Annotated in this window: 9 protein-coding genes; all 9 read right to left on the reverse strand. The window is 62.2% G+C overall.

Translation table 11 applies throughout. The features are described from left to right. Positions 1–80: 80 nt before the first annotated feature. Positions 81–344, reverse strand: a complete 264-nt coding sequence (locus tag PC358_RS14315) for a lipopolysaccharide assembly protein LapA domain-containing protein (protein ID WP_033700693.1) — start codon at positions 342–344, stop codon at positions 81–83. 19 nt (positions 345–363) lie between these two features. Then, positions 364–660, reverse strand: coding sequence for an integration host factor subunit beta (ihfB, locus tag PC358_RS14320; protein ID WP_003252675.1), 297 nt, complete (start codon positions 658–660; stop codon positions 364–366). Positions 661–947: 287 nt separating this feature from the next. Next, complete coding sequence (gene rpsA, locus PC358_RS14325) at positions 948–2,624, reverse strand: 30S ribosomal protein S1 (protein WP_003252673.1); 1,677 nt, start codon at positions 2,622–2,624, stop codon at positions 948–950. Positions 2,625–2,748: 124 nt separating this feature from the next. Then, positions 2,749–3,435 carry a (d)CMP kinase gene (cmk, locus tag PC358_RS14330; RefSeq protein WP_033700694.1) on the reverse strand — a complete coding sequence of 229 codons (687 nt, stop codon included), beginning with the start codon at positions 3,433–3,435 and terminating at the stop codon, positions 2,749–2,751. After that, a complete protein-coding gene (locus PC358_RS14335; RefSeq protein WP_033701506.1) occupies positions 3,432–5,639 on the reverse strand; it encodes a bifunctional prephenate dehydrogenase/3-phosphoshikimate 1-carboxyvinyltransferase in 2,208 nt (735 codons plus the stop codon). Before PC358_RS14335 ends, cmk begins: the two co-directional genes overlap by 4 nt. Before the next feature lie 108 nt (positions 5,640–5,747). After that, positions 5,748–6,842: a prephenate dehydratase gene (pheA, locus tag PC358_RS14340; RefSeq protein WP_033700696.1), complete on the reverse strand. Its 1,095-nt coding sequence runs from the start codon at positions 6,840–6,842 to the stop codon at positions 5,748–5,750. Further along, complete coding sequence (serC, locus tag PC358_RS14345) at positions 6,842–7,927, reverse strand: 3-phosphoserine/phosphohydroxythreonine transaminase (protein WP_033701507.1); 1,086 nt, start codon at positions 7,925–7,927, stop codon at positions 6,842–6,844. The genes pheA and serC overlap by 1 nt, the downstream gene beginning before the upstream one ends. A gap of 124 nt (positions 7,928–8,051) precedes the next feature. Beyond that, positions 8,052–10,814, reverse strand: coding sequence for a DNA gyrase subunit A (gene gyrA / locus PC358_RS14350; protein WP_033700698.1), 2,763 nt, complete (start codon positions 10,812–10,814; stop codon positions 8,052–8,054). Positions 10,815–11,059: 245 nt separating this feature from the next. Further along, positions 11,060–12,136, reverse strand: a complete 1,077-nt coding sequence (gene mtnA, locus PC358_RS14355; RefSeq protein ID WP_033700699.1) for an S-methyl-5-thioribose-1-phosphate isomerase — start codon at positions 12,134–12,136, stop codon at positions 11,060–11,062. Positions 12,137–12,177: the final 41 nt, after the last annotated feature.

A 12,177-nucleotide genomic window follows, 5' to 3' on the forward strand; every position in this document is an offset into this window, starting at 1 on the left:
CGACAATGAAGTCCGCTATTACTTCACGACAGCCGTTTCAGGCATAGAGGAAACGCCCCAAGTATGCGTAAGAGATTTCCTTAGTTACCGCTTAGCGCCGCCTCACGGGCAGAAGCGCGAATCTTGCGCTTGCTGCGCTGTACGCCGTAGGCGCCCAGCAATGGCCCAACCGCCAAACCAATGACAAGGGCCGCAAGCACCAGCACCGCAACCGGCACGGCCGGTGCCGCCCAGCCGAACAGGACCAGCGAGACCGCCTGCTGATTCTCCAGCACGAAGAACAGCACCACAGCCGCCAACAACAGCACGAACACCGCCGCGAGGGCGCGCTTGAGGTTCCGCATCAGATTGCTCCTTGGTTGATCAGGCTTCAGCCTCGTCTTCTTCATTGACCCGATCACGCAGCTCTTTGCCGGGCTTGAAGTGCGGCACGAATTTGCCTTCGAGGCTGACCGACTGGCCGGTCTTGGGGTTGCGGCCGACACGGGGCGCACGATAGTGCAGCGAGAAGCTGCCGAATCCGCGAATCTCGATGCGATCGCCTGTGGCCAGGCATTGTGACATCTGCTCAAGCATGGTCTTGATGGCTAGCTCCACATCCTTCGAGGAGAGCAGCCCCTGATGGGTGACAATACGTTCGATCAGCTCCGACTTCGTCATATTTTTCCCTTCGTTATCAAGCAGCTAGATCATTGCTTATCCAGTTTGTAGCACGCCGGGAAGGATTTGAACAGGGCGGTTATTGACTTAATAAAAAAAATCAAGATTGAAGTTTTACAAGAATGGTCTAGCCGGCAAGGGCCTATGGGTGTTCTGCGGTGGATTTACGGTGACGCGGCGCTCGATCGTCCAGGCGCCCCAAAACTAAAGGCAAACACCAAAAAGCCCACGCAAACGCAAAAAAAAGGGCGACCCGAGGGTCGCCCTTTTTACCGATCAAACAGAACTTAGTTCTGCTTGGCCATTGCTTCGCGCAGCAGCGCAGCCATGGTGGTGTCGGCAGCCGCTTCCGGAGCGTTTTTCAGGCTCTGGATGGCTTCACGCTCTTCAGCGTCGTCTTTCGATTTGATCGACAGGCTGATAACGCGGGACTTGCGGTCAACGCTGATGATCTTGGCTTCGATCTCTTCGCCTTCTTTCAGAACGTTACGCGCGTCTTCAACGCGGTCACGGCTGATTTCGGAAGCTTTCAGAGTGGCTTCGATGTCGTCGGCCAGGGTGACGATGGCGCCTTTGGCGTCAACTTCTTTCACGATGCCCTTGACGATAGCGCCCTTGTCATTGACAGCAACGAAGTTGGAGAACGGATCGTCTTCCAGCTGCTTGATGCCCAGGGAGATGCGCTCGCGCTCTGGATCGACCGACAGGATGACGGTTTCCAGCTCGTCGCCCTTCTTGAAACGACGTACGGCTTCTTCGCCGGTTTCGTTCCAGGAGATGTCGGACAGGTGAACCAGGCCGTCGATGCCGCCGTCCAGACCAATGAAGATACCGAAGTCGGTGATCGACTTGATGGTACCGGTGATCTTGTCACCCTTGTTGAACTGGCCGGAGAAGTCTTCCCATGGGTTGGACTTGCACTGCTTGATGCCCAGGGAGATACGACGACGCTCTTCGTCGATGTCCAGAACCATGACTTCCACTTCGTCGCCAACCTGAACGACTTTCGACGGGTGGATGTTCTTGTTGGTCCAGTCCATTTCGGAAACGTGTACCAGACCTTCAACGCCTTCTTCCAGCTCAGCGAAGCAGCCGTAGTCGGTCAGGTTGGTAACGCGAGCTTGTACGCGAGTACCTTCTGGGTAGCGGGCAGTGATAGCAACCCACGGATCTTCGCCCATCTGCTTCAGACCCAGCGAAACGCGATTGCGCTCACGGTCGAACTTCAGAACGCGAACGTCGACTTCGTCGCCAACGTTAACGATTTCGGAAGGGTGCTTGATGCGCTTCCAGGCCATGTCGGTGATGTGCAGCAGGCCGTCGATACCGCCCAGGTCCACGAAGGCGCCGTAGTCGGTGAGGTTCTTGACGATACCTTTGACTTGTTGGCCTTCCTGCAGGGTCTCCAGCAGGGCTTCGCGCTCGGCGCTGTTCTCGGCTTCCAGCACGCTGCGACGGGAAACGACAACGTTGTTGCGCTTCTGGTCCAGCTTGATGACCTTGAATTCCAGCTCTTTGCCTTCCAGGTGGGTGGTGTCGCGCACAGGGCGGACATCAACCAGGGAGCCCGGCAGGAACGCACGGATGCCGTTAACGTCGACAGTGAAGCCGCCCTTAACCTTACCGTTGATAACGCCCTTGACCACTTCTTCGGCGGCGAAAGCTGCTTCCAGAACAATCCAGCACTCGGCGCGCTTGGCTTTTTCACGGGACAGTTTGGTTTCGCCAAAGCCGTCTTCGACCGCGTCCAGCGCAACGTGAACTTCGTCACCGACCTTGATGGTCAGCTCGCCAGCTTCGTTGTAGAACTGCTCGAGCGGGATGACGCCCTCGGACTTCAGGCCAGCGTGTACGGTAACCCAGTCGCCGTCGATGTCGACAACGATACCGGTGATGATCGCACCCGGCTGAAGATTGAGGGTTTTCAGGCTTTCTTCAAAGAGTTCTGCAAAGCTTTCGCTCATTTTAATTCCTGTAGATTCGGGCGAAACAGACGCCCATCGCCACATTCCAGACAATGTGGGTTTCGTTATTTAAAAGGAAAGCGGGCAGGACGTTGACTGGTGCACCTGCCTGCTCTCCTGGCTATCAGTGAAGGTCGCGCAGTGCGATCTCACTCCTGATACGTTGCAACACCTGCTCGATAGACAACTCGGTGGAGTCCAACTGAATGGCATCGGCCGCTGGTTTCAGCGGGGCCACTGCACGTTGGGTGTCACGCTCATCGCGTGCACGAATCTCATCCAGCAGACTCGACAGACTAACATCTTCGCCCTTGCCCTTCAACTGCAGGTAACGGCGACGTGCCCTCTCCTCCGCGCTAGCGGTGAGAAAGACCTTCAATGGCGCATCCGGGAACACCACGGTGCCCATGTCACGCCCGTCGGCAATCAGGCCCGGAGCCTCCTGGAATGCGCGCTGGCGCATCAGCAAGGCATCGCGCACGGCGGGCAGCGAAGCCACCATCGAGGCGCCCGCACCGACGGTTTCGGTGCGGATGACGTTACTGACGTCCTCACCCTCGAGGATGATCTGTTGCAGCTTACCGGGCTCGGCCGCGATGAACTGCACATCCAGATGGGCGGCAAGCTGCTTGAGCAGCTCTTCGTTGGTCAGGTCGACACCGTGGTTGCTCGCGTTGAAGGCCAGCAGACGGTACAGCGCGCCGGAGTCCAGCAGCCGCCAGCCCAGCTCGCGGGCCAGCAGCCCGGCAACTGTGCCTTTCCCCGAACCGCTTGGCCCGTCGATGGTGATGACTGGCGCCTGGGTGTTCACGACTTGCCCTCTTCAGCCACACGAATGCCGACTTCGGCACACAGCGCCAGGAAGTTGGGGAACGAGGTGGCGACGTTGGCGCAGTCATGGATACGGATCGGCGCACTGGCGCGCAGCGAGGCAACGCTGAAGGCCATGGCGATACGGTGGTCACCGTGGCCGTGCACTTCACCGCCGCCAATCTGGCCGCCGTCGATGATGATGCCATCCGGGGTCGGCTCGCACTTCACGCCCAGGCTGATCAGGCCGTCGGCCATCACTTGGATGCGGTCGGATTCCTTGACCCGCAGCTCTTCGGCACCGCGCAGCACAGTGCGCCCTTCGGCGCAGGCAGCGGCAACGAACAACACCGGGAACTCGTCGATGGCCAATGGCACCAGGTTTTCAGGGATGTCGATACCTTTCAGCTGGGCGCCGCGCACGCGCAGGTCGGCCACCGGCTCGCCGCCGACTTCACGCTGGTTCTCCAGGGTGATATCGCCGCCCATCAGGCGCAGGATGTCGATTACACCGGTACGGGTCGGGTTGATGCCGACATGCTCGAGCACCAGCTCCGAGCCCTGGGCGATCGAGGCCGCGACCAGGAAGAACGCCGCCGACGAGATATCGGCAGGCACTTCGATGCGGGTTGCAGTGAGCTTGCCGCCGGACTGCAGCGACGCCACCGGGCCATTGGTCTGCACCGCATAACCAAAGCCACGCAGCATGCGCTCGGTGTGGTCACGGGTCGGCGCAGGCTCGGTGACGGTGGTCTTGCCTTCGGCGTACAAGCCGGCCAGCAGCAGGCACGATTTAACCTGCGCACTGGCCATCGGCAGCGTGTAGGTGAGCGCCTTGAGCTTGTGGCCACCACGAATGGTCAGCGGTGGACGGCCTTCGGGGCCGGTCTCGACCACTGCGCCCATTTCACGCAGGGGGTTGGCCACCCGGTTCATCGGGCGCTTGGACAGCGAGGCATCACCGGTCATGGTCACGTCGAACGCCTGGCCGGCCAGCAGGCCGGACAACAGGCGCATCGAGGTGCCGGAGTTGCCCACGTAGATTGGCCCGGGTGGCGCCTTGAGGCCGTGCAGGCCGACGCCGTGGATGGTCACGCGACCCTGGTTCGGGCCTTCGATGACCACACCCATGTCACGGAAGGCCTGCAAGGTCGCCAGCGCATCCTCACCTTCGAGGAAGCCTTCGACCTCGGTCGTGCCTTCGGCCAGCGAGCCGAGCATGATCGAGCGGTGGGAAATCGACTTGTCGCCCGGTACGCGGATTCGCCCGGACAGGCGGCCACCCGGTTGGGCCAGGAAAATCAGATCGTTGGCGTTCATAGCGTCCACATAGGCCCGGCGGGCCAGGATTTTACTGAAATGCTCGCGGGCAACACGTGCGCGGGTGAATACACCCAGCAACTGATGCCCGTCCCCTGCATCGATCGCGTCGCGCAAGGCGTCGAGATCGCTGCGATATGTATCAAGCGTGCGCAGGACAGCTTCGCGGTTGGCGAGGAAGATGTCGTGCCACATGGTCGGGTCGCTGCCAGCGATTCTCGTGAAATCGCGAAAGCCCCCCGCAGCGTACCGGAAGATCTCGAGGTTTTCATTGCGCTTGGCCAGCGAATCGACCAGGCCGAAGGCCAGCAGGTGCGGCAGATGGCTGGTGGCAGCCAGCACTTCGTCATGGCGCTCGACCGGCATGTGTTCGACATCGGCATCCAGTGCGCGCCACAGGCGGTCGACCTTGGCCAGGGCGTCCGGGTCGGTTTCCGGCAGCGGCGTGAGGATGACTTTGTGGCGGCGGAACAGGGTGGCATTGGAGGCCTCTACCCCGCTTTGCTCGGACCCAGCGATCGGGTGGCCGGGGACGAAGCGCGACAGCCGCCCGCCCAGCACCTGGCGCGCGGCGCGAACCACATTGCCCTTGGCGCTGCCGACGTCAGTGATCACGGCGTTGCCAAGGTCGAGCGGGGCCAGGCGCGCGAGGAGCTTTTCCATGGCCAGGATGGGGACTGCCAACTGGATGACGTCGGCGCCGACACAAGCGGCGGCGAGGTCTTCTTCGCAGCGGTCGACCACGCCCAGGGCCACGGCCTGCTTGCGCGAGGGGGCATCCAGGTCGACGCCGACCACTTCGCGACACAGGCCGCTTTCGCGCAGGCCCTTGGCGAAGGAGCCGCCGATCAGGCCCAGGCCTACGACGACCAGGCGCCCGATGATTGGCGCGGGTTTGTTTGTTACGGCATCTACCACGAGTGCGAACCCTGTTCAGAAATCAAGACAGTCTGCGGGGCCACTGGGGCTGCTGTGCAGCCCCAAGGCCATCAATCAAAGCACCGCCTTCGGATACGACCCCAGCACCTTCAGCCCCACAGCCTCCTGGCTGATCTGCTCCAGCACCGCCTTGATCAGCGGGTCACGGTGGTGGCCGACGAAGTCGATGAAGAACACGTAGGTCCACTTGCCGCTGCGCGACGGACGAGTCTCGATGCGGGTCAGGTCGATACCGTTCTGATGGAACGGCACCAGCAGCTCGTGCAGGGCACCTGGCTTGTTGCTCATCGAAACGATGATCGAGGTCTTGTCGTCGCCGGTCGGCGGCACTTCCTGGTTGCCGATCATCAGGAAGCGCGTCGAGTTGTCCGGACGGTCTTCGATCTTCTCGGCCAGGCGGGTCAGGCCATACAGGTTCGCCGCCATGTCGCCGGCGATCGCTGCCGAATTCCACTCACCCTTGACCCGCTTGGCTGCCTCGGCATTGCTCGAGACCGCCACGCGTTCAACGTTCGGGTAATGCGCATCCAGCCACTTACGGCACTGGGCCAGGGACTGGGCGTGGGAGTAGATGCGGGTGATGCTGTCGGTCTTCGTGCTCTCACCCACCAGCAAGTGGTGGTGGATGCGTAGCTCGACCTCACCACAGATCACCATGTCGTGCTCGAGGAAGCTGTCCAGGGTATGGCTGACCGCACCCTCGGTGGAGTTTTCCACCGGCACCACGCCGAAGTTGACGGCGCCAGCCGCCACTTCGCGGAACACTTCGTCGATGGCCGCCATCGGGCGGCTGATCACGGCATGGCCGAAGTGCTTCATCGCCGCGGCCTGAGTGAAGGTGCCTTCAGGGCCCAGGTAGGCGATTTTCAGCGGCTCTTCCAGGGCCAGGCAGGACGACATGATCTCGCGGAACAGCCGCGCCATCTCTTCATTGCCCAGCGGCCCCTTGTTGCGTTCCATGACCCGCTTGAGCACAGCTGCTTCGCGCTCAGGGCGGTAGAACACCGGCTTTTCGCCCTCGGCGAGCGTGGCGGTCTTGACCCTGGCAACTTCCTGGGCACAACGGGCGCGCTCACTGATCAGCTCGAGGATCTTCTCGTCGAGGCTGTCGATGCGAACACGCAGCGCCTTCAACTCGTGTTCGGACATCAGCCGTGCTCCTTCTCGAATTCGGCCATGTAGCCAACCAGCGCTTCAACCGCTTCCAGGCCCAGGGCGTTGTAGATCGAGGCGCGCATGCCGCCGACCGAACGATGGCCCTTGAGGTTGAGCAGGCCACGGGCGTCGGCACCGGCCAGGAACGCTTTATCCAGGCGCTCGTCGGCCAGGCGGAACGGCACGTTCATCCACGAACGGGCATTGATGCTGATCGGGTTGGTGTAGAAGTCGCTGGCGTCGATGAAGCCGTACAGGCGGTCTTTCTTGGCGCGGTTGCGCTGCTCCATCGCTTCGACACCACCCTGCTCCTTGAGCCACTCGAAGACCAGGCCCGAGAGGTACCAGGAATACGTGGCCGGGGTGTTGTACATCGAGCCGTTGTCGGCCGAGACCTTGTAGTCGAGCATGGTCGGGCAGCTGCTGCGGGCCCGGCCCAGCAGGTCCTCGCGAACGATCACCACCACCAGGCCGCTTGGGCCGATGTTTTTCTGCGCGCCGGCGTAGATCAGGCCGAACTGCGACACATCGATCGGGCGGGAGAGGATATCGGACGACATGTCGACCACCAGCGGAACGTCGCCGGTCTCGGGAACCCAGTCAAACTGCAGGCCACCGATGGTCTCGTTGGACGCATAGTGGACGTAAGCTGCGTTCTTGGTCAGGTTCCAGTCGTTCTGGCCCGGGATAGCCAGGTAATCGTAGGGCTTGGCGCTGGCGGCGACATTGATGTTGCCGAAACGGCGCCCTTCCTCGATGGCCTTCTTCGACCAGATGCCGGTTTCGACGTAGTCGGCGGTACCGTTTTCCGGCAGCAGGTTCAGTGGGATTTCGGCGAACTGCTGGCTGGCACCGCCCTGCAGGAACAGGACCTTGTAGTTGGAGGGGACGGACAGCAGGTCACGCAGGTCCTGCTCGGCCTTCTCGGCGATGGCCACGTAATCGTCGCTGCGATGGCTCATTTCCATCACCGACAAGCCCTTGCCATGCCAGTCCAGCATTTCGGCCTGGGCGCGCTGCAGGACAGCGTCAGGAAGCGCAGCAGGGCCTGCGCAGAAGTTAAAGGCTCGTTTGCTCACATCCACTCTCGCTCTGCCAAAATAGAACAAATCGTCACTTGCTGGCCCCGCCCCTGTAGGAGCGGCCTGCTCAATCAGTCAAACGGGGCGACCTTGGTCGCCCCGTTCGGGTTGTTGCGTGTGCTTACTCTTGCGGTGCCTCTTCGGCACCCGCGCCGTCATCATCGACAGCCTCCGGCGCGTCACCCTCCGGGCCCGCCTCGACCAACTCGTCGAGCTCTTCCTCGGATGGCTCCTGGATACGCTCCAGGCCGACCAGCGTTTCGTCCGCCGCCAGCTTGATCAGCGTCACGCCCTGGGTGTTACGGCTCAGGCTGGACACCTCGCCAACCCGTGTCCGCACCAAGGTGCCCTGGTCGGAGATGAGCATGATCTCTTCGCCTTCCTGGACCTGGATGGCACCGATCAACAGACCGTTGCGCCCCTTGGTGCCCATGGCGATCACGCCCTGGCCACCACGGCCGCGACGCGGGAACTTGGACAACGGCGTACGCTTGCCGAAGCCACGCTCGGAGGCGGTAAGGATCTGCGCGCCGGACTCAGGGATCAGCATCGAAATGATCTGCTGCCCCTTGCCCAGCTTCATGCCGCGCACACCACGGGCGGTACGGCCCATTTCGCGCACCACGCTCTCGGCGAAGCGGATCACCTTGCCGGCGTCGGAGAACATCATGACTTCCTTGGCACCATCGGTGATGGCCGCGGCAATCAGGGTGTCGCCTTCTTTAAGCTTCAGGGCGATCAGGCCGTTGGAGCGCGGACGGGCGAACTGCACCAGCGGGGTTTTCTTGACGGTACCCGAAGCGGTTGCCATGAAGATGTACGCGCCAGTCGGCTCAGCCACCCACTCAAGGGTGTCGCCATCTTCTTCGTCGATTTCTTCGGCTTCTACCACTTCGCCTTCGATCACGCTCTCGTCGCCGTCTTCCAGCTCTTCATCCGGATCGGCGCTTTGCTGCAGGGCTTCAAGGTCGATCTGCAGCATGGCGGTGATGCGCTCACCTTCTTCCAACGGCAGCAGGTTGACCAGCGGGCGGCCACGGGCAGCGCGGGAGGCCTCCGGGATCTCGTAGGTCTTCTTCCAGTACACCTTGCCCTTGCTGGAGAACAGCAACAGGGTGGCATGGCTGTTGGCGACCAACAGGTGCTCGATGTAGTCCTCGTCCTTCACACCGGTCGCCGACTTGCCTTTGCCGCCACGGCGCTGGGCCTGGTAGGCGGACAGCGGCTGGGTCTTGGCATAGCCACCGTGGGAGATGGTCACCACGCGCTCTTCTTCCGGGATCATGTCACCGTAGTTGAGGTCGTGGCTGGCGTTGAGAATTTCGGTGCGGCGAGCATCGCCGTATTCGGCACGGATCGCTTCCAGCTCTTCGCGGATCACTTCCATCAGGCGCTCGGCGCTGCTGAGGATGCGGATTAGTTCGCCGATCTGCTCGAGGATTTCCTGGTACTCGGCCAGCAACTTCTCGTGCTCGAGGCCAGTCAGGCGGTGCAGGCGCAGGTCGAGGATCGCCTGGGCCTGTTCCGGCGACAGGTAATACTTGCCTTCGCGCAGGCCGAATTGCTCTGGCAGGTCTTCAGGGCGGCAGGAGTCGGCGCCGGCGCGCTCGACCATCACCTGCACAGCGCTGGACTCCCAGGCAGTGGCAATCAGCGCTTCCTTGGCTTCCGACGGCGTCGGCGAAGCCTTGATCAGGGCGATGACCGGGTCGATGTTGGACAGCGCAACTGCCTGGCCTTCAAGGATGTGGCCACGCTCGCGGGCCTTGCGCAGCTCGAACACGGTACGGCGCGTGACCACTTCACGGCGGTGACGGACGAACGCTTCGAGCAGGTCCTTGAGGTTGAGCAGGCGCGGGCGACCGTCGATCAATGCCACGACGTTGATGCCGAACACGCTCTGCAGCTGGGTCTGCTGATAGAGGTTGTTGAGCACTACCTCCGGCACCTCGCCGCGACGCAGCTCGATGACAATGCGCATGCCGTCCTTGTCGGACTCGTCGCGCAGCTCGGTGATGCCTTCGATTTTCTTCTCTTTGACCAGCTCGGCGATCTTCTCGATCAGGCGCGCCTTGTTCAGCTGGTACGGCAGCTCGGTGACGACGATCTGCTGGCGGCCACCGACCTTGTCGATGTCCTCGACCTCGGAGCGGGCACGCATGTAGATGCGGCCACGGCCGGTGCGGTACGCCTCGATGATGCCCTGACGGCCGTTGATGATGCCGGCAGTCGGGAAGTCCGGCCCCGGGATGAACTGCATCAGCTCATCGATGGTGATTTCCGCGTTGTCGATCAGCGCCAGGCAGCCGTCGATGACCTCGCCGAGGTTGTGCGGCGGGATGTTGGTCGCCATGCCCACGGCGATACCGCTGGAACCGTTGACCAGCAGGTTGGGGATCCGGGTCGGCATGACCGCAGGGATCTGCTCGGTGCCGTCATAGTTGGGCACCCAGTCGACAGTCTCTTTGTGCAGGTCGGCCAGCAGCTCGTGGGCCAGCTTGGCCATGCGCACTTCGGTGTATCGCATGGCTGCAGCGTTGTCGCCGTCCACCGAACCGAAGTTGCCCTGGCCGTCGACCAGCAGGTAGCGCAGCGAGAACGGCTGGGCCATACGCACGATGGTGTCGTAGACCGCAGTGTCGCCGTGCGGGTGGTACTTACCGATCACGTCACCGACCACACGGGCGGACTTCTTGTACGGTTTGTTCCAGTCGTTGCCCAGTTCGCTCATCGCATAGAGAACGCGACGATGCACGGGCTTCAAGCCGTCACGTGCATCGGGCAGCGCTCGCCCGACAATCACGCTCATCGCGTAGTCGAGGTAAGACTGTCTCAGTTCGTCTTCGATATTGACCGGGAGGATTTCTTTGGCCAGTTCGCCCATGAGAAGCCTGATTCCTTTTTCTGGTGAAACTTCGCAGCTCCATCAAGGGCCGAACGAAGCTCGCCGCCGCGACGCGCAGTGGTGCGACGACTTACGACAAATCAATGAGTTGTGCCATGGATCTGCGCAAATTTGGCCGCCGTGATGGGCGGTCTTGGAAACTGCCGGATGTTATCACAAAGGCGGCCGGCAAGTGTACGCCATGGTTTCTCACAGCCGCCAATGATGCCGCGCCGGACACCCCTTCAGTGCAGGCGCTTGCGGCACATCAATTGAGCCAGCTTGGCGGTATCCGGGCGCTCGACCATGCCACGCTCGGTCACGATCACGTCGATCAGGTCCGCCGGGGTCACATCGAATACCGGGTTGAACACCTCGACATCCGGTGCTACGCGGGTGCCAGCGTAATCCAGCAACTCGTCGGCATCGCGCTCTTCGAGCGGGATATCCTCGCCCGTGGCCAGGTTGAGGTCGATGCTGGTGCTCGGCGCCACCACCATGAAGCGCACACCGTGGTGCATGGCACTGACCGCCAGTTGATAGGTGCCGATCTTGCTCGCCACATCGCCATTGGCGGCAATGCAGTCGGCACCGACCACCACCCAGGTAATGCCCTTGGTCTTCATCAGGTGGGCCAGGGCCGAATCGGCGCACAACGTGACCGGGATGCCTTCGTTGGCCAGCTCCCAGGCAGTCAGGCGCGAGCCTTGCAGCCAGGGGCGGGTCTCGCCGGCGTAGACCCGCTCGACCATGCCTTCCAGGTACCCCGCGCGGATCACCCCCAGCGCGGTGCCGAAACCACCGCTGGCCAGGGCGCCGGCATTGCCGTAGGTGAGCAGGGTCTGGGCATTGCCCTGATGACGGCGAATCAGCTCGATGCCGTGTTGGGCCATGGTCAGGTTGGCTTCGCGATCGCTTTCATGGATCGCCACCGCTTCGGCCTCCAGCACCGCCAGCACGTCGTCTTCCGGGCGCAGGCGCTGCAGGCGCTCGCGCATGCGGTTCAGCGCCCAGAACAGGTTGGCAGCAGTGGGGCGCGCCTCGGCCAGGCTGAGGAAGTCCTCTTCCAGGTCGAGCTCCCAGTCGCCGCCCTCGGCCAGCCGTTCTTCCAGGGCCAGGACCAGGCCGTAGGCCGCAGCAATACCGATGGCCGATGCGCCGCGCACGGCCATGTCACGGATCGCTGCCACCACCTGCGCGACATTGTCGCAGGCCAGCCAGCATTCCTGCGACGGCAGCAAGCGCTGGTCGAGCAGATGCAGAACGCCGCCTTGCCAGCGGATCGCGGTCACCTTCTCCGCCGCCAAAAGTCGCTCGCGCATCGCCTCTCCCCGTCGTTCGGATATCAAAAGCCGGCGATTAT

The organism is Pseudomonas capeferrum (assembly GCF_000731675.1).
In the GTDB taxonomy this organism is placed as follows: Bacteria; Pseudomonadota; Gammaproteobacteria; order Pseudomonadales; family Pseudomonadaceae; genus Aquipseudomonas; species Aquipseudomonas capeferrum.

Coding starts and splice junctions, on each gene's coding strand:
- PC358_RS14315 (WP_033700693.1), bottom strand. CDS start 344: ATGCGGAACCTCAAGCGCGCCCTCGCGGCGGTGTTCGTGCTGTTGTTG.
- ihfB (WP_003252675.1), bottom strand. CDS start 660: ATGACGAAGTCGGAGCTGATCGAACGTATTGTCACCCATCAGGGGCTG.
- rpsA (WP_003252673.1), bottom strand. CDS start 2,624: ATGAGCGAAAGCTTTGCAGAACTCTTTGAAGAAAGCCTGAAAACCCTC.
- pheA (WP_033700696.1), bottom strand. CDS start 6,842: ATGTCCGAACACGAGTTGAAGGCGCTGCGTGTTCGCATCGACAGCCTC.
- gyrA (WP_033700698.1), bottom strand. CDS start 10,814: ATGGGCGAACTGGCCAAAGAAATCCTCCCGGTCAATATCGAAGACGAA.
- mtnA (WP_033700699.1), bottom strand. CDS start 12,136: ATGCGCGAGCGACTTTTGGCGGCGGAGAAGGTGACCGCGATCCGCTGG.